Annotated in this window: 22 protein-coding genes; 14 read left to right on the forward strand and 8 right to left on the reverse strand. The window is 72.5% G+C overall.

Annotation, left to right across the window (positions count from 1 at the left end):
- Nucleotides 1-180: 180 nt before the first annotated feature.
- Nucleotides 181-894: a M50 family metallopeptidase gene (locus AB0F88_RS32750; protein ID WP_362692978.1), complete on the reverse strand. Its 714-nt coding sequence runs from the start codon at nt 892-894 to the stop codon at nt 181-183.
- 83 nt (nt 895-977) lie between these two features.
- On the opposite strand from AB0F88_RS32750, the gene AB0F88_RS32755 reads away from it, so the two are divergent.
- Genes AB0F88_RS32755 through AB0F88_RS32765 form a run of 3 tightly spaced genes read left to right on the forward strand, consistent with a single transcriptional unit; the run spans nt 978 to nt 3564 of the window.
- Nucleotides 978-1895, forward strand: a complete 918-nt coding sequence (locus AB0F88_RS32755; protein ID WP_362693284.1) for an amidohydrolase family protein — start codon at nt 978-980, stop codon at nt 1893-1895.
- Nucleotides 1896-1911: 16 nt separating this feature from the next.
- The gene (locus AB0F88_RS32760) at nt 1912-2388 is read left to right on the forward strand and encodes a nuclear transport factor 2 family protein (protein WP_362692980.1); all 477 of its coding nucleotides are present in this window, start codon (nt 1912-1914) and stop codon (nt 2386-2388) included.
- A 30-nt stretch (nt 2389-2418) separates the two neighbouring features.
- Nucleotides 2419-3564, forward strand: a complete 1146-nt coding sequence (locus AB0F88_RS32765; protein WP_362692983.1) for a magnesium and cobalt transport protein CorA — start codon at nt 2419-2421, stop codon at nt 3562-3564.
- A gap of 46 nt (nt 3565-3610) precedes the next feature.
- Here AB0F88_RS32765 and AB0F88_RS32770 read toward each other — a convergent pair whose 3' ends face one another.
- On the reverse strand, nt 3611-4120 hold the full coding sequence (locus AB0F88_RS32770; protein WP_362692986.1) for a hypothetical protein: 510 nt from the start codon (nt 4118-4120) through the stop codon (nt 3611-3613).
- Nucleotides 4121-4257: 137 nt separating this feature from the next.
- Nucleotides 4258-6474, reverse strand: coding sequence for a thiamine pyrophosphate-dependent enzyme (locus tag AB0F88_RS32775; RefSeq protein WP_362692989.1), 2217 nt, complete (start codon nt 6472-6474; stop codon nt 4258-4260).
- A gap of 386 nt (nt 6475-6860) precedes the next feature.
- On the opposite strand from AB0F88_RS32775, the gene AB0F88_RS32780 reads away from it, so the two are divergent.
- Nucleotides 6861-7511, forward strand: coding sequence for a hypothetical protein (locus tag AB0F88_RS32780; protein WP_362692992.1), 651 nt, complete (start codon nt 6861-6863; stop codon nt 7509-7511).
- 327 nt (nt 7512-7838) lie between these two features.
- Nucleotides 7839-8705: a universal stress protein gene (locus tag AB0F88_RS32785; RefSeq protein ID WP_362692995.1), complete on the forward strand. Its 867-nt coding sequence runs from the start codon at nt 7839-7841 to the stop codon at nt 8703-8705.
- Nucleotides 8706-8711: 6 nt separating this feature from the next.
- Here AB0F88_RS32785 and AB0F88_RS32790 read toward each other — a convergent pair whose 3' ends face one another.
- Complete coding sequence (locus tag AB0F88_RS32790; protein ID WP_362692998.1) at nt 8712-9311, reverse strand: TetR/AcrR family transcriptional regulator; 600 nt, start codon at nt 9309-9311, stop codon at nt 8712-8714.
- Nucleotides 9312-9428: 117 nt separating this feature from the next.
- Here AB0F88_RS32790 and AB0F88_RS32795 point away from each other — a divergent pair, with 117 nt between their 5' ends.
- Genes AB0F88_RS32795 through AB0F88_RS32815 form a run of 5 tightly spaced genes read left to right on the forward strand, consistent with a single transcriptional unit; the run spans nt 9429 to nt 15334 of the window.
- Nucleotides 9429-10997 (forward strand): carboxyl transferase domain-containing protein, encoded by a 1569-nt coding sequence (locus tag AB0F88_RS32795; RefSeq protein ID WP_362693001.1) that lies wholly within the window; start codon nt 9429-9431, stop codon nt 10995-10997.
- 35 nt (nt 10998-11032) lie between these two features.
- Nucleotides 11033-13033 (forward strand): biotin carboxylase N-terminal domain-containing protein, encoded by a 2001-nt coding sequence (locus AB0F88_RS32800; protein ID WP_362693004.1) that lies wholly within the window; start codon nt 11033-11035, stop codon nt 13031-13033.
- Complete coding sequence (locus AB0F88_RS32805) at nt 13030-13215, forward strand: hypothetical protein (protein WP_362693007.1); 186 nt, start codon at nt 13030-13032, stop codon at nt 13213-13215. Before AB0F88_RS32800 ends, AB0F88_RS32805 begins: the two co-directional genes overlap by 4 nt.
- Nucleotides 13212-14165 carry a hydroxymethylglutaryl-CoA lyase gene (locus tag AB0F88_RS32810; protein ID WP_362693010.1) on the forward strand — a complete coding sequence of 318 codons (954 nt, stop codon included), beginning with the start codon at nt 13212-13214 and terminating at the stop codon, nt 14163-14165. Before AB0F88_RS32805 ends, AB0F88_RS32810 begins: the two co-directional genes overlap by 4 nt.
- Nucleotides 14166-14167: 2 nt before the next feature.
- Nucleotides 14168-15334 (forward strand): acyl-CoA dehydrogenase family protein, encoded by a 1167-nt coding sequence (locus tag AB0F88_RS32815; protein ID WP_362693013.1) that lies wholly within the window; start codon nt 14168-14170, stop codon nt 15332-15334.
- Nucleotides 15335-15407: 73 nt separating this feature from the next.
- On the opposite strand, the gene AB0F88_RS32820 is transcribed toward AB0F88_RS32815, so the two are convergent.
- Nucleotides 15408-15866 (reverse strand): hypothetical protein, encoded by a 459-nt coding sequence (locus AB0F88_RS32820; protein WP_362693017.1) that lies wholly within the window; start codon nt 15864-15866, stop codon nt 15408-15410.
- A 234-nt stretch (nt 15867-16100) separates the two neighbouring features.
- On the opposite strand from AB0F88_RS32820, the gene AB0F88_RS32825 reads away from it, so the two are divergent.
- The 3 genes from AB0F88_RS32825 to AB0F88_RS32835 all read left to right on the forward strand — a co-directional run bounded on the left by AB0F88_RS32825 (nt 16101) and on the right by AB0F88_RS32835 (nt 18041).
- On the forward strand, nt 16101-16991 hold the full coding sequence (locus AB0F88_RS32825; RefSeq protein WP_362693020.1) for a DUF692 domain-containing protein: 891 nt from the start codon (nt 16101-16103) through the stop codon (nt 16989-16991).
- Nucleotides 16991-17761, forward strand: a complete 771-nt coding sequence (locus AB0F88_RS32830) for a hypothetical protein (RefSeq protein WP_362693023.1) — start codon at nt 16991-16993, stop codon at nt 17759-17761. The genes AB0F88_RS32825 and AB0F88_RS32830 overlap by 1 nt, the downstream gene beginning before the upstream one ends.
- A 142-nt stretch (nt 17762-17903) precedes the next feature.
- Nucleotides 17904-18041, forward strand: a complete 138-nt coding sequence (locus AB0F88_RS32835; protein ID WP_362693026.1) for a hypothetical protein — start codon at nt 17904-17906, stop codon at nt 18039-18041.
- 212 nt (nt 18042-18253) lie between these two features.
- Here the strand turns inward: AB0F88_RS32835 and AB0F88_RS32840 are convergent, their stop codons facing one another.
- The 3 genes from AB0F88_RS32840 to AB0F88_RS32850 all read right to left on the reverse strand — a co-directional run bounded on the left by AB0F88_RS32840 (nt 18254) and on the right by AB0F88_RS32850 (nt 22720).
- Entirely contained in the window at nt 18254-20188 is a 1935-nt protein-coding gene (locus tag AB0F88_RS32840; protein WP_362693029.1) for an alpha/beta hydrolase, read from the reverse strand.
- Between the two features lie 310 nt (nt 20189-20498).
- Nucleotides 20499-21164: a response regulator transcription factor gene (locus tag AB0F88_RS32845; protein ID WP_362693032.1), complete on the reverse strand. Its 666-nt coding sequence runs from the start codon at nt 21162-21164 to the stop codon at nt 20499-20501.
- Nucleotides 21161-22720: a histidine kinase gene (locus tag AB0F88_RS32850; protein WP_362693035.1), complete on the reverse strand. Its 1560-nt coding sequence runs from the start codon at nt 22718-22720 to the stop codon at nt 21161-21163. Before AB0F88_RS32850 ends, AB0F88_RS32845 begins: the two co-directional genes overlap by 4 nt.
- Nucleotides 22721-23020: 300 nt before the next feature.
- Between AB0F88_RS32850 and AB0F88_RS32855 the strand changes: the two genes are divergently transcribed.
- Nucleotides 23021-24343 carry a glycoside hydrolase family 6 protein gene (locus AB0F88_RS32855; RefSeq protein WP_362693038.1) on the forward strand — a complete coding sequence of 441 codons (1323 nt, stop codon included), beginning with the start codon at nt 23021-23023 and terminating at the stop codon, nt 24341-24343.
- Nucleotides 24344-24353 lie beyond the last annotated feature (10 nt).

The raw sequence follows: 24353 nt of genomic DNA on the forward strand, positions 1-24353 counted from the left end.
AAAAGATTACCCGAGCTGCCGATCGAGAAGCGTGGTTACGGGGTGTAGCGATATGAAGGTTAAGTGTCGGATGATTACCCCGACATCATGATATGAATCGCGTAATTAGTCGGATTCCGGGGAGGCGGACAGGGCGGGGTGCCGCGCCGCCGTTCCGGGCGCCGCCCGGTGGTCAAGGGTTCAGAACAGCGCGAACGCCGGGGGGAGCAGCAGGTAGGACCCGGCCACCAGGCACGCGCCCGCCACCACCAGGAACAGGAACACCCAGAACCCGCCGGGCAGGAAGGTCAGCCTGGCGAGCTGGTCGGCGTCGGAGTCGGGCGCCTGGTGGCGACGCCGTTTGCGCTGGAGCTCCACGATCGGCCGTACGCCTCCCAGCAGCAGGAACCACACAGCCAGGTAGGCCAGGATCGCGTCCATGTCGGGCGCGGCGTACCAGGTGAAGGCGAAGATGGCGCCCCCGGTGGCCAGCAGGCTCACCACGCCGAACAGGTTGCGGATCAGCAGCAGCATGCAGAACAGCAGGCCGATCACGATCGTGATCAGCACCGCCACGTAGCCGGAGGCGGTCAGCCACGCCCCGCCCAGTCCCAGCAGGGAGGGGGCGACGTATCCGGCGGCGGCGGTCAGGATCATGCCGAACCCCCGGGGCTTCCCCCTGGTCAGGGTCACGCCCGAGGTGTCGGAGTGCAGCCGGATGCCCTCCAGCTTGCGCCGGGTGAGCAGGGCCACCAGCGCGTGCCCGCCCTCGTGGGCGATGGTGATCAGCCCTCGTGACAGCTGCCACGAGGTGGACCACGACACCACGCCCAGCGCGGCCAGGGCGGACAGCAGCACGACCCACAGGGGCGGCCCGGAACGGGTCGTGGTCAGGGTCACCCAGAGGTCGGACAACGCTCGTTTCTCCTTCGCGGCGTGAGAGCAAAGCGTCCCACGACTGCCGGTGTGCTGGCGATAAAGTCGGAACCGTGCCGAACATGATTCCGGAACTCGCGGACGCAGGTGTCCCCGCCTGGTGGCGAGAGCTGGGCCTGCCCGGTCTGGCGGACGTGCACGTCCACTTCCTGCCGGATCGGATGGAACGCCGAGTCTGGCACCATTTCGAGCACGGCAGCCCCCTGATGGGGAAAGGGTGGCCGATCCACTACCGGCTGCCCGCCGGGGAACGGGTCGCCAGGCTGCGGGCACTGGGGGTGAAGGTCTTCTCCGCGCTGGCCTACGCGCACCGGCCGGGCATGGCCGAGAGCCTCAACGAATGGACGCTCGACTTCGCCGGCCGTACCCCGGGATGTCTTCCCTCGGCCACCTTCTACCCCGAACCTGGAGCTCTCGGTTACGTCCGGGACGCGCTCGGCCGAGGAGCGCGGATCTTCAAGGTCCACCTCCAGGTCGGCGACTTCGACCCCCGGTTCAAGGAGATCGACGAGGTGTGGGGGCTGCTGGCAGAGCGGGGCGTGCCCGTCGTCGTGCACGCCAGCTCGATCCCGCTGCCCGGCCGTCACACGGGACCGGGGCCGATCGGCGGGGTGCTCGACCGCCACCCGGCCCTGCCGATGATCGTCGCGCACCTCGGCATGCCGGAGTACGACGAGTTCTTCGAGCTGGCCGAGACCTTCCCGAACGTGCGGCTCGACACCACGATGACCTTCACCGACTTCGCCGAGCGCGGCATGCCGTTCCCCGCACGCCTCCTGCCGCGCCTGCGCGACCTCGGCCTGGCCGGCAAGATCCTGCTCGGCAGCGACTTCCCGAACATCCCCCACCCGTACGCCCACCAGCTCCACGCGCTCGACCGCCTCGGCCTCGGCGACGGCTGGCTCCGTGCGGTGTGCTGGCACAACGCGGACAATCTCCTCGACCTTTCCGCGCACTACACTCGGTCGGCAGGATGTTGATGACCGGGAGAAACTCGTGAACGATCGGAACGCCGAGCTCATCAAGACGTTCTACGACGCCTTCGCGCGCCGCGACGCCGATGCGATGGAGCTCTGCTACCACCCCGACGTCACCTTCGGTGACCCCGTCTTCCAGGACCTGGAAGGACGCGACAGGGTCATGGGCATGTGGCGGATGCTGCTCGGCCGCAGCGCCGACCTCGACGTGACCGTCCGCGACATCACCGCGCGCCCGCACGAGGGCACGGCGCACTGGACCGGCCGTTACACCTTCGGCAAGACGGGCAGGAAGGTCGTCAACGAGGTCGACGCGCTCTTCCGCTTCGAGGACGGGCTGATCGTCCGCCACCACGACGAGTTCGACCTCAAACGCTGGTCCAAGATGGCAATGGGCCGGCCGGTCGGTATCGTCCTCGGCTGGACCCCGATGCTCAGGGCGAAGATCCGCACCACCGCGATGCGGTCGCTGCAGGAGTTCATGAGCGCCCGATGAAGTTCATGAGCGCCCGATGAGGAGAGACGCGTGACCGACCGGCGAATGCGGGGCCTGCGGAGCCTGGTGCGCGGGCGTCCCGGCACCGGCCGGGAGTCTCCCGAGCGGTCGATGGACCCCAGGTCCGTCGGCGACGGGCGGCCGGTCCCGCCCCGCTCGCGTGTCATCGACAACGCGATCTACGTCAACGGCCGTCGCGCCGCAACCCCCGAGTCGCTGCCCGACGCCTTCGAACGCCTGAAGAACACCCCCGGCAGCATGGCCTGGATCGGCTTCTACCGGCCCGAGGACGGTGTCATCCTCAACGTCGCCGAGGAGTTCGACCTGCACGAGCTGGCGGTCGAGGACGCCATCGTCGCCCACCAGCGGCCCAAGGCCGACCGCTACGGCGACACCCTGTTCGTGGTGCTCCGCCCGGCCCGCTACCTCGACGAGGCCGAGGAGGTCGACTTCGGCGAGCTGCACGTCTTCGTCGGCCCGAACTTCGTGATCACCGTACGGCACAGCGAGGCGCCCGACCTGTCGCAGGTCCGCCGCCGCATGCAGCACGACCCCGAGCTGCTCGGCCAGGGCCCGCAGGCGGTGCTCTACGCCATCCTCGACGCGGTCGTGGACGGCTACGCCCCCGTGGTCGCCGGCCTGCAGAACGACATCGACGAGATCGAGGTCCAGGTCTTCGGCAACGAGCCCGGCGTCTCCCGCCGCATCTACGAGCTGTCGCGCGAGGTGATCGAGTTCCAGCGGGCCACCCAGCCGCTCCTCGGCATGATCGAGGGTTTCATCGCGGGGGCCGCCAAGTACGGGGTGGACCAGGAGCTGCAGAGATACCTGCGGGACGTGGCCGACCACGCGATCACCGTCGCCGAGCGGGTCAGCGGCTTCCGCCAGATGCTCCACGACATCCTCGTGGTCAACTCGACCATGGTCGCCCAGGCCCAGAACGAGCACATGACCAACCTCACCGAGGCGAGCAACGCCCAGAACGAGGAGGTCAAGCGGATCTCCGCCTGGGCCGCGATCCTGTTCGCCCCCACCCTCGTCGGCACCATCTACGGCATGAACTTCGACGTGATGCCCGAGATCCACTGGAAGTGGGGCTACCCCTTCGCGGTCCTGCTCATGGCGGGCGTCTGCCTCACGCTCTATCTGGTGTTCAAACGCCGCGACTGGCTCTGACACCGCCGTGGGCCCCGGACCGCCGGCCCGGGGCCCACGGCGAAGGTCAGCCGAGCTTGGTCAGGATCAGGTCGAGCTTGCCCTCCATGGAGTCCATCCGTCCTTCGAAGGAGTCCATCCGACCTTCGAAGGAGTCCATGCGGCCTTCGAAGGACTCCATCCGACCTTCGAAGGCCTTCATACGGCCTTCGAAGGACTCCATCCGGGTGTCCATCTTCACCTCAAGGCCGTCGACCTTGGCGTCAAGGCCGTCGACCTTGGTCTCCAGACCGTCCACCTTGGTCTCCAAGCCGTCGACTTTGGCGTCAAGGTTGTCGACCTTGGTCTCCAGGCCGTCCACCTTGGTGGAGAGCGCGAAGAGATCCTCCTTGGTGGCCATCCGGTTCATGATCTCTTCGAACATCGGCGCGGTATAGGTCATGACCTCCTCGCGGATGGTCTTGGGGAGATCGTGCAGAGTCTCCTTGATGTCCGCCAGGTCCTTGCCGGTCCTGAAGGCCCAGGCCTCCAGATCCGTCACGCGCTGAACGGTGCTCCGGGTCACCACGTCGGGCATGCTACCTCCTACTCAGGGGGAATGGAGGGTCGGTCCGCCGGCGGGCCGAGGCCATGACCCGTGACGGCGTGCGATCAATTGAACACTTTCCGATGGGAAGGTGGGGCCGATTCCGGGATTCCGGGCCGAGGGGAGGGTCAGCCGAGCAGCTTGCGGGCGGCCGCCTCGATCTCCGCCTCCGACAGCAGCACGTGCCTGGCCGCCTCGCCCAGCGGGATGAAGCTGTCCGAGGAGGTCACCCGGGCGATCCTGCCGGTGAAACCCGCGTCGAGCAGCTCGGCGACGATGCTCTCCGAGACGCCACCGGTACGGCGCGTCTCGTCGGCGATCAGCACCTTGCCGGTCAGCTCGGCGGCCCGCATCAGATCCTCCACCGGGAGGGGGGAGAGCCAGCGCAGGTCCAGGACCCGGCAGCCGTGCCCCTCGGCGGTGAGCCGCACCGCGGCGCGCAGGCTCATCCGCAGGCCGTTGCCGAAGGTCACGATGGTCAGGTCGCGGCCGTCGCCGTAGCTGCGGGCCCGCCCGATCGGGATGTGCGTCTCCGCCCATCGGGCCGGGGGGGCGTACGGGGCGAGCCAGCCGCTGTCGCCCTCCTCGAACATGTCGCGGGTGTTGTACAGGGCGATGGGCTCGAGGAAGACGCAGACACTGCCGTCGACGCGGGCGGCGGCCAGGCAGGTGCGCAGCATCGAGGCGGCGTCGTCGGGCCGGGCGGGGGAGGCCACGACCAGGCCCGGGATGTCGCGCAGCGCGGCGACGGAGTTGTCGTTGTGGAAGTGGCCGCCGAAGCCCTTCTGGTAGGCGTAGGAGGCGACGCGCACCACCATCGGGTTGCGGAAGGCCCCCTGGGAGAAGAACTGGAGCGTCGCGGCCTCGCCCCGGATCTGGTCCAGGGCGTTGTGCAGGTACGCCAGATACTGGATCTCGGGCACCGGCAGCAGGCCGGAGACCCCGGAACCGAGCGCGAGGCCGAGCACGGCCTGCTCGTCCAGGTGGGTGTCGAACACCCGGCCGGGACCGAAGCGTTTCTGCAGGCCGCGGGTGACGCCGTAGACGCCGCCCTTGCGTGCCACGTCCTCGCCGAAGACCAGCACGTCGGGGCGGGCGGCCAGGGAGTCGGCGAGGGTGCGGTTGACAGACTGGGAGAAGGTGAGCGGGCCCTCCTGCTCCGGGAGCCTGCCGGCGAAGGCCCTCGCCCTGGCCTCCGGGGCCGCCGCCCCGGCGCCGGCCGCGGCGACGGCCGCGGGGGTGCGCGGGGCCAGCGGCTCCACGATGTCGAGGGCGGAGACGAGCCGGGGCCGCCGGGAGCTCTCCATCGCCATCTTGAACAGGTGCTCGCGCGTCGTCTCGTACCGCAGCAGCAGCTCGTCGGGGGTGGTGAGGCCGGCCTCGACGAGCAGCCTGGCGGTCGCCACGAGCGGGTCGCGCTCCAGGTCGGCGTCGATCTCCCGCTTGGTCCGGTAGGACAGCTCCACGTCCGAGCCCGCGTGGCCCATCAGCCGGACGGTGCCGACGCGCAGCAGGGCGGGGGCGCGGTGTGCGCGGACATGGTCGGCGGCGGCCAGCGCCACGTCGTGGACGTCGGCGAGATCACAGCCGTCGGCCTCGAAATACCTCACCAGCGGGTGGTGGGCGGCCCGGACCCAGCCGTCGGGGGTGCGCACGCTGATGCCCAGGCCGTTGTCCTCGCAGACGAACAGGATCGGCAGCGCCAGCTTCTGGTACGAGCCGTAGGCGGCCGTGTTGAGGCCCGACAGGGCGCTGGCGTGGTTCATCGAGGCGTCACCGAAACTGCACGTCGCGATCGCGTCGGCGGGCCACGGCCCCGGCAGGCCGAGCTGGCGGGCGCGCTCGATGGCGAAGGCCACGCCCACCGCGCGGGGCAGGTGGCTGGAGATCGTGGAGGTCTGCGGGATCACCGCCAGGTCGGGGTGGCCGAAGACCTTGTGCCGCCCGCCCGCCATCGGCTCCTCGACCGAGGCGGTCAGGCCGAGCAGCACGTCGCGCAGCCCCTCCTCGGGCAGCCGGCCCGCCATCGCCGACCGGGTCAGGTAGAAGGCGCCGGACCGGTAGTGCAGGAGGGCGGGGTCGGTGGCGCGCAGCGCGGCGGCGACCGCGGCGTTGCCCTCGTGGCCGGCCGAGCCGATGGTGTAGAAGCCCTGGCCCTGCTCACGCAGCCAGCGGGCGGTGACGTCCAGCAGCCTGCTGCCGAGCTGGAACTCGAACAGCTCGCGACAGCGGGCGCCCGTCAGGGTCGTGCCCTCCCGCACGGGCAGGCCTGGATCGCGCGGCGCCCCCGGGGAAAGGGCGGTCACGGCCTCGGTGAAATGGGTCTCAACAGTGTCGCGCGCCACAGCCCGATTATGTCCCCCATGGACGGATGCCGTCCTCAACCTTGACATCTTTGGTGCGCACGGACTTGCGGGCCGATCGCATTTAACCATTATTCATGACAGCTTGTCAGGTCTGTTTTCACCGATCCGCCCGATGAATGAACCGGAGACCTCACGCCGGGGCTGACCAGCACAAGGGGCGGAAGCCCCGAACGGTGAAAGCACATTCGTTTCCGGGTCCTGTGTTGCGATCCCCGGGCATCTCGCGCCCCTGTTGCCACAAGCCGTTCCTCCTGCGGACTTCCCCAGGAGGGTGTCTTTGCCATCCGCGGACACAGCGGCTGCCAGCATCTTCGGAGTTCACGTCCATCACACCAGTCACATCGGTCACATCAGTGGAGGCGCACATGCTTGGAAAACTGATTCTCACCGGGGCGGTGGGGGCGGCCGTCATGCTGCCGGCCGCCGCCCACGCCGCCGTGCCGTTTCCGGATACGGCGTCGCCCGTCCCGGCGCTTTCCGGCGACACACCGGTGCCCGGGATACCGGCCCCCGCCGCACCGGCCGCCTGGAGCGCACCGGCGCCCGGAGACGCACCGGTGCCGGGGGCCGCATCGATGTCCGCGCTGTCACCCTCGGCCGAGACGCCGCCTCCGGTGCCAGGGACCGCTCCGGGCACCACGGCCGCGGCGCCCGGGACCCCGCCGCCGCCGGACACCCAGCTGCCGCCCGGCGGCACCCCGCCGGTCGACGTCGTTCCGCCCATCGCCACCCCGCCCGGCGGCACTCCGCCGGTCGATGTCGTTCCGCCCATCGCCACCCCGCCCGGTGCCACTCCGCCGGTCGATGTCGTTCCGCCCATCGCCACCCCGCCCATCGTCACCCCGCCGGTAGACGTCGTGCCGCCCGTGGCCGTCCCGCCGGTCCCGGTCGCACCGGCGCCGGTGATATTCGCCGCGCCGGGCACCCCCCTCGCGGTCACGTCGGCCGTCGCCGCCTGGGCGAGCGTGCTCTGCACGCCGACCGCCGTCGTGGCGGTGGCCGGGTCCTGCCTGTGACCGGTTCGTGCCGGTGATCGGACATCCGGCCCCGTGACCGCCTTGCGCCGGTGACGTGCCGGTGACAGACCGGTGACAGACCGGCGGCCGTGCCGGTGACCGGCCGCCGTAACCGCTCCGGCGGGCCCTGGCGGCACGTGTCCCGGCCCTGCCCGGTCATGAGCGCCCTCCCGCTTGTTCATGAGCGCCCTCCCGCCGCCCCTCGGGCGGGAGAAGGCGTCTTTGCCGATACGGGCCGCAAAACACGAAGAGTCTTGGAGAAGCGCACCCCTCTCGGCAGGCGGATCGGAGAAGGATGGGAAGGAGTGACGGGGGAGAGGAGCCGTGATGCCGGTACAGGACGACGGGCGGCCGGTGGTCGCCGGATTCGACGGTTCGGCCGAGAGCCGGCTGGCCCTGCGGTGGGCCGTTGAGGAGGCCCGCCTGAGATTTCTCCCGCTGCTCGTCTGCCACGCCTGGCAGTGGCCCTACCCCAGGCTCTCCCTCGCCCCCGAGACCACCGAGGTCGTACGCCGCATGGGCAGGCGCGTCCTCGACAGCGGGCTGACGACGGTGCGCGAGCTGGCGCCCAGGATACGGGTGCGCGGGCAGCTGGTGGAGGGGACCCCGGCCGCGGCCCTGGTGGGCCTGTCGGGCGCCGCGGAGCTGATCGCGATCGGCCCGCGTGGCGCCGGCGGTCCCGACGAGCTGAGGATCGGCTCGACCGTCGAGGTCGCCGCGCACGCCCGCTGCCCGGTGGCCGTCGTCAGGCGGTCCGGCCACCCGCGCGCCGGTCGCGTGGCGATCGCGGTGGAGGGCCCAGACCTCGACTCGCCGGAGCTGGGCATCGCCTTCGAGGAGGCGAGGCTGCGCAGGGCGGCGCTGCTGATCATCTGCCTCTGTCCCGAGAACGCCCACGACACCAGGCAGGTGGCCGTCCGCTTCAACACCAACGTCGCGGTGTGGGAGGAGCGGTATCCCACCGTCGAGGTGGAGAGCCTGATCGAGACGCGGCCCCACGTCGAGGTGCTCCGCCACGCGGCCGACCGTTCGGACCTGCTGGTGGTCGCCGACCGGGAGCACGACGACCCGCTGGATCCCGCCATCGGCCCGGTCTGCCAGGTGATGCTGCGCGAGGCGCCGTGCACGGTCGTGGTGACCCCCTCGCAGGCGTGGCACCCGTCCTCGCGGCGGGAACGTCTCGTCAGGAGTTAGCGCTTCCTAACCCTGGGTGGCGGCGAGCGCCGCACGGGCCATGCCGCGCAGCAGTTCGGCCATCGCCGCGGGCGGCAGCTCGCCCGCGCTGTGCGGGGTGGAGTTGAGCAGCCCGAAGACGGCGTGGGTCGCGGCGCGCAGCCCGGCCTGCGGGCGTCCCGGGTAGAGTTCGCTCAGCACGGTGACCCACTCCTCGACGTACAGCCGCTGGAGCCTGCGGATCCGCCGGCGGGCGGGCTCGGGGACGTTGCCCAGCTCCCTGTCGTGCACGGTGATCAGCGCCGGATGGCTGAGCGCGAACTCGATCTGGCAGCCGAGCAGGGCGTCCAGCGCCTGCTCCGCGTCGGCGGCCTCGGTCACCCGGCGCGCGCCCGAGGCGTGCAGGCGCTCGCTGACGTCCAGCAGCATCTCCGCGAGCAGGGCCTCCTTGCCGCTGAAGTGCCGGTAGAGGGCCGGGCCCGAGGTGCCGACCGCACCGCCGATGTCCTCGATCGAGACGCCGTGGAAGCCGCGCGCGGCGAACAGCTCCGCCGCGGCGTCCAGGATCTCCGCGCGTCGTGAGCCTCGGTTGCGGGTGGAGGGCTGAGCAGTCGTCACCCCTCGCATGGTAGACGGTAACGTTAATGATGACTAACATCTGCGATGGAGTTGATGACCGGTGACCCAGCGGCGGCGAAGCCGGGCGGATCAGACAGGCCGGGCAGGCCGGACGGGGAGGCTCGGATGAGTGGCTGGCCGGTGCTGCGAAGCGCCTGCGACCCGGGTGGCGAGGATTTCAAACGCAACGCCGAGGTCAACGAGCGCCTCGTCGCCGACCTCCGGGAACGCGTCGCCGTGGCGGGCCTGGGCGGCCCGGAGAGGTCGCGCGCCCGGCACGTCTCCCGGGGCAAGCTGCTGCCCCGCGACCGCGTCGACTCCCTGCTCGACCCGGGCTCGCGCTTCCTGGAGCTCTCCCAGCTGGCCGCCAACGGGATGTACGGCGACGCCGCCCCCGCCGCCGGGATCATCACCGGGGTGGGCCGCGTCTCCGGGCGCGAGTGCGTGGTCGTCGCCAACGACGCCACCGTCAAGGGCGGTACCTACTACCCGATCACCGTCAAGAAGCACCTGCGGGCCCAGGAGGTCGCCCTCCACAACAACCTGCCATGCGTCTACCTCGTCGACTCGGGGGGCGCGTTCCTGCCCCGGCAGGACGAGGTCTTCCCCGACCGCGAGCACTTCGGCCGGATCTTCTACAACCAGGCCACCATGTCGGCGCGCGGCATCCCGCAGATCGCCGCGGTCCTCGGCTCCTGCACGGCGGGCGGCGCGTACGTCCCGGCGATGAGCGACGAGGCGGTGATCGTCCGCAACCAGGGCACGATCTTCCTCGGCGGCCCGCCGCTGGTGAAGGCCGCCACCGGCGAGGAGGTCAGCGCCGAGGAACTGGGCGGCGGCGACCTGCACGCCCGCGTCAGCGGCGTCACCGACCACCTCGCCGACGACGACCGCCACGCGCTGCGGATCGTCCGCGACATCGTCTCCACCCTCGCGCCGCGCACGCCCTCCCCCTGGGAGCGCGCGCCCTCCGAGGAGCCCGCGCACGACCCCCGCGACCTGTACGGCATCGTCCCCGCCGACACCCGCACGCCCTACGACGTCCGTGAGATCATCGCCCGGATCGTCGACGGCAGCAGGTTCGGCGAGTTCAAGGCCGAGTACGGCGCCACGCTCGTCACCGGGTTCGCCCGCGTCCACGGCCACCCCGTCGGGATCGTCGCCAACAACGGCATCCTGTTCGGCGAGTCGGCGCTCAAGGGCGCCCACTTCATCGAGCTGTGCGACCGGCGCAACATCCCGCTGGTGTTCCTGCAGAACATCAGCGGGTTCATGGTCGGCAGGGCGTACGAGGCGGGCGGCATCGCCAAGCACGGCGCGAAGATGGTCACCGCCGTCGCCTGCGCCCGGGTGCCCAAGTTCACCGTGGTCGTCGGCGGCTCGTTCGGGGCCGGCAACTACGCGATGGCCGGGCGCGCCTACTCGCCCCGGTTCCTGTGGATGTGGCCGAACGCGCGCATCTCGGTGATGGGCGGCGAGCAGGCCGCCAACGTCCTGTCCACGGTGGGCGACGCCGACCCCGACGCCATCCGCGCGCAGTACGAGGAGCAGGGCAACCCCTACTACTCCACCGCCCGCCTCTGGGACGACGGGGTCATCGACCCCCTCGACACCCGTACCGTCCTGGGCCTGGCCCTGTCCGCCTCGGCCAACGCCCCCCTCGAACCCGTCGGCTACGGCGTCTTCCGGATGTGACCCCACCCATGACCCTCTCACCGCCACCCCGTCGGATGTTCGACACCGTCCTCGTCGCCAACCGCGGCGAGATCGCCCTGCGGATCACCCGCACCCTCAGGAGGCTGGGCATCCGCTCCGTCGCCGTCCACAGCGACGCCGACGCCGGGGCGCGGCACGTCCGCGAGGCCGACGTCGCGGTGCGGCTGCCCGGCGGTTACCTCGACATCGACGGCATCCTCGCCGCCGCGGCGGCGACCGGCGCCCAGGCGGTGCACCCCGGATACGGCTTCCTCGCCGAGAACGCGGCCTTCGCCCGGCGCTGCGCGGAGGCCGGGCTCGTCTTCGTCGGCCCGCCGCCGGAGGCCGTGGAGGCGATGGGCGACAAGATCCGCGCCAAGGCCACCGTCTCCGCCGCCGGCGTCCCCGTCGTCCCCGGCGGCGCGGAGCCCGGCGACGACCTGGCCGAGGCGGCCGTACGGGTCGGCTTCCCCGCGCTGATCAAGCCCTCGGCGGGAGGCGGGGGCAAGGGCATGGTGCTGGTGCGCTCCGCGGCGGAGCTGCCGGAGGCGCTGGCCTCCGCCCGGCGCACGGCCGCCGCCGCGTTCGGCGACGCGACCCTGCTGATCGAGCGGTTCGTGGAGAACCCCCGGCACATCGAGATCCAGGTGATGGCCGACGCGCACGGCGGCGTCATCCACCTGGGCGAGCGCGAGTGCAGCCTCCAGCGCCGGCACCAGAAGATCGTCGAGGAGGCGCCGTCCCCGCTCCTCGACGCCGCGACCAGGGCCGCCATGGGCGCGGCCGCGGTCGAGGCCGCCAGGTCCGTCGGCTACACCGGCGCCGGGACGGTCGAGTTCATCGTCCAGGGCTCGACCGGCGACTACTACTTCATGGAGATGAACACCCGCCTGCAGGTCGAGCACCCCGTCACCGAGCTGGTCACCGGCCTGGACCTGGTCGAGCTCCAGCTCAGGGTCGCCGCCGGCGAGCCCCTCCCGCTCACCCAGGACGAGGTGCGCCTCGACGGCCACGCCGTCGAGGCCCGCGTCTACGCAGAGGACCCCTCCCGGGGCTTCCTGCCGACCGGCGGCCGGGTCCTCGCGCTGCGCGAGCCGCCGGGGGTGCGGGTCGACTCCGGCCTGATGGCCGGCGGCCTGGTCGGCAGCGACTACGACCCGATGCTGTCGAAGGTCATCGCCTGGGGGCCCGACAGGGCGGCCGCCCTGCGGCGGCTCGACGGCGCGCTCGCGGCCACGGCCGTGCTCGGGGTGCCCACCAACATCGCCTTCCTGCGGGCCCTGATCGGCCACCCCGCCGTGGTCGCCGGAGACCTCGACACCGGCCTCGTGGAACGCCACCTCGGCGAGCTGGTCCCCCGCGACGGCGTTCCCTCCGTCCCCGACGACGTCCTGGCCGCCGCCGCCCTGGTCCTGCACCGCGAGCACGTGCCCGCCGTGTCCACCGGCAGGCCCGCCGACCCGTGGGACGTCCCCGACGGCTGGCGGCTGGGCGAGGCGGCCTGGACCGTCTACCGGCTGGAGACCCGCGACGGCGTCCGCGAGCTCAGGGTCCGCGGCCTGCCCGCCTCGGGAGCCGAGATCCGCCTGCCCGAAGCCGACGTCGTACGGGCGCGGCTCGCCGACGAGGGCGGCAGGAACGGGGACGGCGACCTGCTCGTCACCCTCGGCGGGACCGCGAGGCGCTACGCCGTCGCCAGGGGCGGCGACGGCGGCGACACGATCTGGCTCGGCCGCGACGGCGACGCCTGGGCGCTCACCCGCCGCCACCTGGGCGACCCCGGCGACCGGACCGGCGCGGGCGGCCCGGGGGACGGGCAGGTCCGCAGCCCGATGCCGGGCACCGTACTCGTGGTGAAGGCGGGCCTCCGGGAGCGGGTCGCCGAGGGGCAGCCGCTGCTCATCGTGGAGGCGATGAAGATGGAGCACACCGTGACCGCGCCGATCGGCGGGATCGTCGCCGAGCTGCGGGTCCGGGCCGGCCAGGCGGTCGCCATGGACGCCGTGCTGGCCGTGGTCCGCGAGGAGGAGCCGTGACGGTCCTCGCGACGGTCGCGGAGGCCGTACGGGAACACCGGGAGATCGCGACGCCGGTGGTCAGATGGGCCGTGACGCACGGCGACGGGGAGATCACGGCCGGATGGGTCGCCGAGGTCGCGACACCGGCGGCCCCCCGGGCCGCGAGGGCCGTGCGGCGCGAGCCGGCGAGGGGGGCATGATGCGCGAGCCACAGCGGGTCCGGGCGGCGGGGCTGCCCGAGCGGGTCACGATCTACGAGGTCGGGCCGCGCGACGGGCTGCAGAACGAGGCCGCGGTGGTCCCCGTCGAGGTCAAGGCCGAGTTCATCGCCCGGCTGGCCGCCGCGGGACACGGCGTGATCGAGGCCACCAGCTTCGTGCACCCCAAGTGGGTGCCCCAGCTCGCCGACGCCTCGGAGCTGCTGGCGAGCATGGAACGGGTTCCCGGCGTGCGCTACCCGGTCCTCGTCCCCAACGAGCGCGGCCTCGACCGCGCGCTCGAACACGGCGTCGACGAGATCGCGATCTTCGCCAGCGCCACCGAGACCTTCGCCGGCCGGAACCTCAACCGGACGCTGGAGTCGCAGTTCGAGATGTTCGAGCCGGTCGTCGCGCGGGCGCTGGCCAACGGCCTGAAGGTCAGGGCGTACGTCTCGATGTGCTTCGGCGACCCGTGGGAGGGCCCGACGCCCGTCGCCCAGGTCGTCTCCGTCGGGCGCAGGCTCCTCGACCTGGGCTGCTTCGAGCTGTCGCTCGGCGACACCATCGGTGTCGGCACCCCCGGCCACGTCGCCGCGCTGATCGAGGCCTTCGGCGGCCCCTCCCGGCTCGCGGTGCACTTCCACGACACCTACGGCCAGGCCCTGGCCAACACCCTCGCCGCCCTGCGCGAGGGGGTGACCGTCGTCGACGCCTCCACCGGCGGCATCGGCGGCTGCCCGTACGCCGAGAGCGCCACCGGCAACCTCGCCACCGAGGACCTGGTCTGGATGCTGCACGGCCTCGGCGTCGAGACCGGACTGGACCTCTCCTCGCTGGTGGAGACCAGCACCTGGCTGGCCGCGAGGCTCGGCCGCCCCAGCCCGTCGCGGGTCGTCCAGGCCCTGGGCGAGAACCCGTCCCGCACCACCGCAGAGAACGTCGAGGAGTGACCATGTCCACATCGCCCAAGCTGACCGAGGAGTACGAGGAGCTTCGCAAGACCGTCGAGGCGTTCGCCCGCGACGTGGTGGCCCCGGTGATCGGGGACCTCTACGAGCGCGAGCAGTTCCCCTACGACATCGTGCGGCAGATGGGCGCGATGGGCCTGTTCGGGTTGCCGATCCCTGAGGAGCACGGCGGCATGGGCGGCGACTACTTCGCGCTCTGCCTGGCCCTGGAGGAGCTGGCCAGGGTCGACTCCAGCGTGTCGATCACCGTCGAGGCCGCGGTGTCGCTGGGCGCGATGCCGATCTACCGGTTCGGTACGCCCGAGCAGCGCGCCGAGTGGCTGCCCCGGCTGACGTCGGGCGAGATGCTCGGCGCCTTCGGCCTCACCGAGCCCGGCGGCGGCTCCGACGTGCCCGGCGGCATGCGGACCACCGCCGTGCTGGACGGCGACGAGTGGGTGATCAACGGTACGAAGGCGTTCATCACCAACTCCGGCACCGACATCACCGGTGTCATCGGCGTGGCCGCGATCACCGGCGAGCTGGCCGGGGGGAAGAAGGAGATCTCCACCATCCTGGTGCCGTCCGGCACCCCCGGCCTCACCGTGTCGAAGAAGTACTCCAAGGTGGGCTGGAACTGCTCCGACACCCGCGAGCTCTCCTTCGACGGCTGCCGCGTCCCGGCGGCGAACCTGCTCGGCGAGCGCGGGCGCGGCTACGCGCAGTTCCTGCAGACCCTCGACGAGGGCCGGGTCGCCATCGCCGCCCTGTCCACCGGCCTGGCCCAGGGCTGCGTGGACGAGTCGCTGCGCTACGTCCGCGAGCGCCACGCCTTCGGCCACCCCATCGGCCACTACCAGGCCATCCAGTTCAAGATCGCCGACATGGAGGTCCGGACCCACACCGCCCGCCTGGCCTACCACCACGCGGCCGCGAAGATGCTCGCCGGCGAGCCGTTCAAGAAGGAGGCCGCCATCGCCAAGCTCGTCGCCGGCGACGCCGCCATGGACAACGCCCGCGACGCCACCCAGATCTTCGGCGGGTACGGGTTCATGAACGAGTACCCGGTCGGCCGCTTCTACCGCGACGCCAAGATCCTGGAGATCGGCGAGGGCACCAGCGAGGTCCAGCGGATGCTCATCGCCAGAGAGCTCGGCCTGAGCGGCCTCTGACCCGCCGACACACGGACAGGGGAGAGCGGGTCCGGCCACCGCCCGGCCGCGGTGGCCCGGTGCTCGAGGTCCCCTATCCGCAGTTGCCGAAGGTTTTGCGGCCGCCGGTCGCCTCGGCGTAGTCCAGGCGGGTGTCCCGGGTGCTGCCCCAGTACGAGACGCACTTGCCGCGGGCCTTCACCTTGACCGGCCCGGCGTAGTACTTGAACTTGCCCGCGTCGGTCTTCGGCTTGCCGCCTTTCACCGTCAGGGTGGCGGTGGTGTAGGTGGCGGTCCGGTAGAAGGCGGTCTTGATGCTGACCACGCAGTTGTAACCGGTGCTGCGGTTGTACATGAGGTAGACGTGGCCGAAGGTGTCACGTCCGGATTTGAGGGGGCGGACGCCGTCCTTCGCCCGGGTGAACCCCGCCCCGCAGAGTCCTTCGGGAGTGTAGGGGGCGGAGGCCGCGTACGCCGTGTACGCCGGGTTGGCCGCGAGAACACCGGCGGCCAGGGCCGCCACGGCGACGACCCTTGTAACGGACCCAGTCACTTGTCTCCCCTTCGACGGTGAGCCGCGGCGCGTGCCGCGGCGGATCAACCATTGATCTTGGCCCATCTCCCTGTTTCCCGGCAATGGCCGACGGACCGCCGCTTTGTGAAAATTTGACGTGGCGGCCCGGCGTGGCCCCGATCCCGCCGGGCACGTTGCGGGGTACAGCCGTTGCGCGGTGCTCGTGAACATCAGGTGCTCGTGAACATCACTGTGAGGTGATGGGAGAACCACATGCTGACAGGGTTGCCCGCACTGGGGTCCGGCCTGGGACATCGCGTGGAACTGGCCGAGGCGATCGAGGCGCACGCCGGCCGGATCGACTGGCTGGAAGTGATCACCGAGCGCTACCTGTTCGCCCCGGCCGACGAGCGCGAGCGACTGGAGGAGCTGGTCCGCCTGTTCCCGGTCGTGCCGCACGGGGTGGAACTGTCCATCGGCTCGGAACGGGAACCGGACGGGGCGTACGTGGAGGCGCTGGCCGCACTGGTGGCGGACATCGGCGCGCCGTGGTTCAGCGACCACCTGTGCTTCACCCGTACCGACAGGGTCGACGTGGGGCTGCTGGTGCCGCTGCCGCGGACCCGGGAGGTCGCCCGGCGGCTGGGGCGCAGGGCGCGGCGGGTGCAGGAGGCGGTGGGCCGGCCGTTCCTGCTGGAGAACATCACCTACTACGTGGACCTGGCCACCCCGCTGACCGAGGCGCAGTTCATCACCGAGGTGATGGAGCACTGCGAGTGCGGCCTGCTGCTGGATCTGGCCAATCTCGACATCAACGCGCGCAACCACGGCTTCGACCCGCTGGGGTTCCTCGACGCCATCCCGCTCGAACGGGTCGTCCAGGTGCATCTGGCAGGCGGTGACGACGGTGACGGTGACGGTGACGATGGCCGGCTGTCCCTCGACAGCCACGGTGCCGCGATCCCGGACCGGGTGTGGGACCTGCTGGCGGAGCTGATGTCGCGTACGCACGTCAACGCCACGCTGGTCGAACGCGACCAGAACTTCCCCGACGACTTCGGCGACCTGCTGGCCGAGATCGACCGCGCGCGAACCGTGCTGCGCTCCCGCGCCGGAGGTCCGGACGGCGGGCGGGTGGCGGCGCGACCGGCGGGGGGCGCGTGATGGGCGTGCAGGACGCGCTCGCGGCGATGCTGACCTGCGAGGCGGAGTCCGCGCTGCTGCGCGAGGACCCGGTGAGGCTGCAGCGCCGGTACGAGCTGAGCGACGCCGAGCTGGCCATGTTGGGCGGTGCCGCGCCAGACGGCTACCGGGTGACGCGCGACGGCGTGCGGGGCAAGCTGCGGTCGGCGGTCGCCGCCTGCCTGCCGGACACGGTCGCCGAGCTCACCGGCGGTCACCGTGCCCTGTGGGAGCAGTTCACCCGCGGCGCGCTGTGCCGCCCGCAGCCGGTGGACCGGCCGTTCGGGATGGGGGAGTCCGAACGGCTGACGGCCTGGCTGGCGATCCACGCGGCACCGCGGCTGACCGCCTACGCCCGTTACGAGCTGGCGCGCGCCGCGCTGGTCCACGACCGGGACGCCGCGCTGGCCGCCCGCGCCGCCGCCGTGGCGGGTTCGGACGGCCGGCCGCCGGCCGGGGCGCTCCGGCTGTCGGCCGCCGCCGGGGTCGGGACCTACACCCACGACGTCACCGCGGGGCCGCCGATCGGCGAGCTGCCCGCGGTGCGGACGCGAGTGCTGCTGCAGCGCCGCTGGCGGGCGCCCGTCGTGCGGGCCTACCGGATCGGTGAGGGCACCGCGATGCTGCTGGCCCGCTGTGACGGTACCCGCGACGCCGGCCAGGTGATCGCCGAGGTGGGCGGTGACCGCGCTCGTGCCGCGGAGACACTCGCCGAGCTGGCACTGGCCGGTCTGGTGTGGTCACGATCCTGACCCGGACGCGACCCCTCGCGGGGGTCGCCACCGATCCTCCGCGCCCGGCGCACCCGGTGTGCCGTACGCGGGGAAACCGGCCCGGCATCGGGTCGTCGTCCAGCCCTGCCTCGGCAGGCGCTCTCCTGGAGGGAGAAACATCGTGAACGATGACATCACTCGCGAGGACAAGGCACCGGAGTTCGTTTTCGAGACGGTCACCGACGCCGACGGCCGGGAAACCACGGACCGCTCGTGCTGCGGCGGCGGTCGCTGCGGACGCGACGATCCCGACGGGTGAACCGGCCGCCTGAGACGGCAGGCCGGTGAGCGGGGGCGAGGGAGAGCAGGGGGAGCAAGGGGAGCAGGGGGAGCAGGGGAAGTACGGCCGCTCGCGACCTCCCTTCCCCTCGCCTCCCGTTCCACCGGCACCGGCTACGGCGGTCGCGCCGAAGAGCGGCCCGGCCCCGTGAGGGGCCGGGCCGCTCTTCTCTCGAGGGCCGGGCCGGGGTGTCAGTGCGAGGGGATCGTCGCGGTGAAGCCGCGGCCCGCGAAGGTGCCGGAGACGGCGGTGTCGTCCTCGGCCAGGAACGCCTTCCACGACAGCTCCAGCGCGTGCGATCCGCCGTCGCCGCCGGTGACGGTCAGCCGGGCCGTGGCGTCGCCGCCCAGCCGGACCTCGCCGTTCACCGTGAGGTCGCCGACGAAGCGGACGTCCCGCAGCCGGACGGTGCCCGCCTTGTCGTCGAACGTCAGCCGGCCGCCGCGCAGGCCCTCCCGCGTGGCCGGCAGCCAGAACGGGGACCTGAGAGGGTTGCGCCCGGCGGTCGCGTCGGCGGCGGTGGCGAAGGCGGCCGCGAGGATCCGCCGCTCCTTCGCGTCCAGGCCGGTGCCGCGTGCCGGGGGCACCTGCGCCACGGTCCGGGGGAAGGAGCCGAGGGCGCGGTAGTTCGCGTCGTCGCAGCGGGGCGTGCCGTCGAAGTCGGCCGGGCCGGCGAGGAAGGCGCGCGCCGCGCCGCGGACGCACTCGTTCACCTGGGCGCCCGTGGTGAGGTTGTGGCCGGCGAAGCGCACCCGGGCGAAGGTGGAGTCCGGGAAGCGCCGGGTCACCGCGGCCGCCTCCGCCGGGGTGGTCGAGTCGAAGTCGCCGCCCAGGGTCAGGACCGGCACCCGGGGGTACCCGGCGCCCGGCGGCACCGGCGGGCTGGTGCGGGGAGTCGGCCAGTCGACGCAGAAGTCCTGCGTGCCGGCGGGAGGCCCGCCCAGCTCGGCGACGGTGAACGGCCTGAACGGGCGTTCCTCGTCGTAGTGGCGGTCCATCTGGCGCCGCCGCTCGTCCGCCGGTGCGGCGCGCTCGAACGGGAAGGCGCTGTCGGCGCACACGTAGGAGAGCAGGCCCGCCAGCTCCGGCGCGCGCAGCGGCTGGCCCGGTGCTCCGTCGACCATCCGCATGAGGCGGCGCAGCGGGAGCGGGTCGCCGTCCAGGTGGGCGGCGACGGCCGCGCCGGCCTCGCGGCCGGCCACCGGGAGGAAGAGGAAGTCCGGCAGGCGCGCGAGCGACGACAGCCGGATCTCCGGATCGGGGTGGGCGCGCAGCCGCCGCACCAGCTTCGAGAAGGCGCCGGAGGGATCGCCCGGCAGGCGGCGGCAGGCGCGTGAGGGGTCGCAGGCCACGTCGAGCAGGTCGGTGCGCTTGCGGATGCGCTCGGCCACGTAGCCGTCCTCGCCCGTGGGCACCACGCTGTCGAGCAGCACCCCGGAGAGGGTGCCCGGGTGGCGGGTGGCGTACGCCTGGGCGAACAAGGTGCCGTACGAGATGCCGTAGAACGTCACCTTCGGCACGCCCAGGGCGTCGCGGACGGCGTTCATGTCGGTGACGGCCTGGTCGGCGGTGAAGAACCGGCTACGAGGACCGAGGTGGGCGGCGCAGGCCTTGACGGTCTCCCGGACCGTCAGATCGAGCCCCGGGCAGAGCAGCGGGGCGGGCTTCCCCAGCCCGCGCGGCTCGACCACCAGCAGGTTGTGCCGGTCGAGCACCGGTCCCAGGCCCTCGGCCAGGGACGGCACCGCGGGGAGCGCCGACAGCGGCCCGCCCGGATTGGCCAGCACGGTCCCGGAGGCCGGGCGGGAGGCGTCCTTCCTGGGCAGCCAGGCGAACGCCACCGCGATCCGCTCCGAGTCCGGGTCGCCCCAGTCGAGCGGAACCCGTATCTCCCCGTCGCAGCGGGTCTTCGCGGAGGCGCACGGATGCCGGAACCCGCCCGCGCCCCTCCCGGCCTCTCCGCCCGCCTTCCCTGCCCCGGCGCGCGCGGTGGCGGAGGACGTGTCGTGGCCGCGGGCGGCGGCGTTCGGGGCGGTGAGGAGCGAGAGGAGAAGCGTCCCGCAGGTTCCCGCCGCGACGAGCGCCGTCGCGGCCCGGCGTGTGATGGATCGCTGGTTTCCGTTCATGTTTCCAGGCTCGTCCACGACCGGGCCCCGTCCCTCGCCGCGAGGAACGGTTTCCCGCCTGGGAGCCGGGCACCGGTCGCGCCCCCGTCTGGGAGTACGGTCCCAGACGGGACGGGGAGCCGGGTGGGAGCCGGGCGGTGCCCGGGAGGGGCGGCCGTCACAGCCGGGGAGGGGTGCCGGAGGGGACAGCCGGTGTGCCGGGGAGGGGGCGGCCGGTGGTGCCCGGGGTGATGACAGCGCCGGGGCAGGCGCGCAGGGGGCGGCCGGTGGTGCCCGGGGTGATGACAGCGCCGGGGCAGGCGCGCAGGGGTCAGCCGGTGGTGCCCGGGGTGACGAAGCCCGCCTCGTAGGCGACGACCACGGCCTGGGCGCGGTCGCGGACGCCGAGTTTGGCGAACAGGCTGGTCACGTGGTTCTTCACGGTGGAGGCCGCCACGTCGAGCGTTTCGGCGATCTCCGGGTTCGACCGCCCGTGCGCGATGAGGACCAGCACCTCCCGCTCGCGGCCGGTCAGACCGGCGAGCTCCGGCGGCATCGTCGCGGGCCGGGGCCGTACGGCGCGGACGAAGGTGCCGATCAGCCGGGTCAGCAGCCGCGGCGCGACGACCGAGTCGCCGCGGTGCACCACCCGCACCCCCTCCAGCAGCTCCTCGGGGGAGACGTCCTTGGGCAGGAAGCCCGAGGCCCCGGCGCGCAGGGCATCGACGACGTACTCGTCCAGGTCGAAGGTGCTCAGCGCGAGCACGCGCACGCCGGGCAGCTCGGCGGTGATCCGCCCGGTGGCGGTGACGCCGTCGGCCTCGGGCATGTGCAGGTCCATCAGCACCACGTCGGGCAGCAGGTCGCGGGCGAGAGCGAGGGCCTCCTCGCCGTCGCCCGCCTCTCCCACCACGGAGAGGTCGTCCTGGGCGTTCAGGATCATCCGGAAGCCGGAGCGCACCAGCGCGTGGTCGTCGACGACCAGCACCCTGATCATGTCTTTCCCTCCCGCTCTGCCGGTTTCCGCCCGGTGGGTTCGGGCCCCGCGGGTTCCCGTCCGGGTTCTTCCTGTCCGGTCGCTTCCCGTTCCGCCGCCGCCCTCCCGACAGGCCTGCCCGCGACCGGTGGGCGGCCGGCCGCCTCCTGCTCGGCCGGTCCCTCGCCGGCGCCTCCCCGCCCGTCCGTTCCCAGCACCGGGAGGGGCAACCGCGCGTGGACCCGGAAGCCCCCGCCGGGCAGGGGACCCGTCTCCAGCCGCCCACCGCAGAGTGCCACACGTTCGGCCATGCCGCCCAGCCCGAAACCCCCACCGGAGTGGCTCTTCCCGGCAGAGGCCGTCCCGGGCCCCTCGTCGACCACCTCCACCTCGACCGCGGCGGGCTCGTACTCGACCCGCACCCTCACCGGGACGTTTCCGGCGTGCTTGCGCGCGTTGGTCAGCGACTCCTGGACGATGCGGTAGACGGCGTGGTCGACCGCGGCGGGCAGCCTGCCGGGGGTGCCGGTCACCTCCAGGACGGCGGGCTGATCCGCCTCGCGGGCCCGGCCGACCAGCGAGGGCAGGGCCGCGGCCCCGCGGGCGGGAGAGCCCGACCCACCGGGACGACCCGCCCCACCGGGAGGACCCGCCCCACCGGGAGGACCCGCCTCGCCGGGACGACCCGCCCCACCGGGAGAGCCCGTCCCACCGGGAGGACCCGCCTCGCCGGGGAGGCCGGTTCCCGCGCCGGTGGGGGAGCCGCCGTCCACGGGGGCGGCCCCCGGGCCGGCCGGGTCGTCCGCCCGGTCGGCGCGCAGCACGTGCAGCAACTGCCGCATCTCCGCCATCGCCTCCCGCCCGGCGCGCTCGGCGCTGAGCAGGGCGGCCTGCGCCCCGGCGGGATCGCGGGCCATGGTGGTGCGCGCCGCCCCCATCAGGACCTGCATCGTGCTGATGTTGTGGGCGACCACGTCGTGCAGCTCGCGGGAGATGTGGCGGCGCTCGGCCCGTACGATCTCCTCGGCGAGTTCGGCCTGCCTCCTGCGGGCGGTCTCCCGGCGCAGCCGTACCAGCCTGCCCAGCCCGACGAGCAGCAGCGGGACGAACACCCCGAGGGAGCCGGAGTCCTGGCGTCCGGCTCCGGTGACGAGCTGGACGGCCGTCGACACCGCCGGGTAGAACAGGCCCACCGCCACGGCCGCGACCCAGGCGTGCGGGGCCGCGCCGTACCTGCCCGCCGCGTACAGGGCCAGCATTGCCTGCAGGCCGTACCCCTGCCAGCCCGTCGACACGACGATCACGCTGTCGCAGACCACGGTGACGGCCACGACGCCGATCGGCCGGCGCCGCCACCACACCAGGGCCGCCGACGAGACGGTGAAGAACGCGAATGTCAAAAGGGGGAGCTCTCGCGTGCCGAACCTGTCCTGGAGGACGCTCAGGGTGACGTACACCGCCCACACGCCCAGCGCGAGCAGCGCGTCGGCGACGCGCGAACGCCTCGCCGCGGGCCATCTCCCTCCGGGCACGGGGAGCCTGCCCGCGAACCACGCCCCCACCGTCGTCCGGCCCATGGGAGACCAGGGTTCCAGACCGCGGGCCTTTGGGCCATGGCCTCCGGGATGGCCTCCGGGATGGCCTCCGGGACCACGGGTCTTCGGGGACCGCCGCTCCGCGGCCTCCTCCCCGCCGATCAACGGGACCGCCGTGCCCGATGCCGGGGACCTGAGGCAGTGAAACTTTCAACGCACGTCAGGGTGTTCGCACAGGTCAGCGTGTAACGGTGTGAGGCGGCGCCTGTGTCCCCTACGTCAGGAAGGGGTGTGACACCTATGGTGGGAGCGCTCCCATGCCTCCCTCGAAGGAGCCGTTCCATGCCAAGAAGGTCGATCCTGGCCACGCTCTGCGCGGCTCTGGTGATCGCGTCAGGTGCCGCGGTCGCCGCCGCCTCCGGCGCGTCCGCCGCCGACTCCCCGTTCTACGTCGATCCTGAGACCGGTGCCGCCAAGTGGGTCGCGGCCAACCCCGGAGACTCCAGGGCGCCGGTCATCCGCGACCGGATCGCCGCCGTGCCGCAGGCCCGATGGTTCACCACCACCAACACCTCCACCGTGCGCGGGCAGGTGTCGGCGTTCGTCGGAGCGGCGCAGGGAGCGGGCAAGATTCCCATCCTCGTCGTCTACAACATCCCCAACCGCGACTGCAGCGGCGCGAGCACGGGTGGCGCGCCCAACCACACGGCCTACCGGCAGTGGGTCGACGAGGTGGCCGCCGGTCTCCAGGGACGCCCGGCGTCGATCATCCTGGAGCCCGACGTGCTCCCGATCATGACCAACTGCATGAACTCCTCCCAGCAGCAGGAGACCAACGCCTCCATGGCGTACGCCGGCAAGAAGCTGAGGGCCGCCTCGTCCTCGGCCAAGGTCTACTTCGACATCGGGCACTCGGGATGGCTGTCGCCGTCGGAGGCCGCCGCCCGCCTGAGGGCCGCGGACGTGGCGAACAGCGCGGACGGCATCTCCCTGAACGTCTCCAACTACCGGTGGAGCTCCACCGAGATCGCGTACGCCAAGAACGTCATCTCCGCCACCGGGGTCTCCCGGCTCCGTGCGGTGATCGACACCAGCCGCAACGGCAACGGCCCGCAGGGCAGCGAGTGGTGTGACCCGGGCGGCCGGGCGATCGGCACGCCGAGCACCAACGCCACCGGCGACTCGGCGATCGACGCCTTCCTGTGGATCAAACTGCCGGGCGAGGCCGACGGCTGCATCGCCGGGGCCGGGCAGTTCGTCCCGCAGCGCGCCTACGAGCTGGCCATGGCGGCCCCGCCCGTCACCCCGAGTCCCACCCCCACCGTGACCCCGACCGTGACCCCGACGCCGGGCGTGGGCAAGGCCTGCACGGCCTCCTACAAGGTGGCCGGCTCCTGGCAGGGCGGCTTCCAGGCCGACGTGACCGTGCAGAGCACCGGCACCGCGGCCCTCTCGGGCTGGACGGTGAACTGGTCCTTCCCCAACGGCCAGAGCATCACCCAGCTCTGGAACGGGCAGCACACCCAGAGCGGTGCGAGCGTCTCGGTGCGGAACGTGTCGCACAACGGCAACCTCTCCCCGGGCGCCTCGGCGTCCTTCGGGTTCACCGGTAACTGGTCGGGCAGCAACGGTGCGCCCTCCTCGGTCAGCTGCACCGCCGCCTGACCCGGCGGTG

The organism is Streptosporangium sp. NPDC023963, assembly GCF_040639135.1.
Classification (GTDB): Bacteria; Actinomycetota; Actinomycetes; order Streptosporangiales; family Streptosporangiaceae; genus Streptosporangium.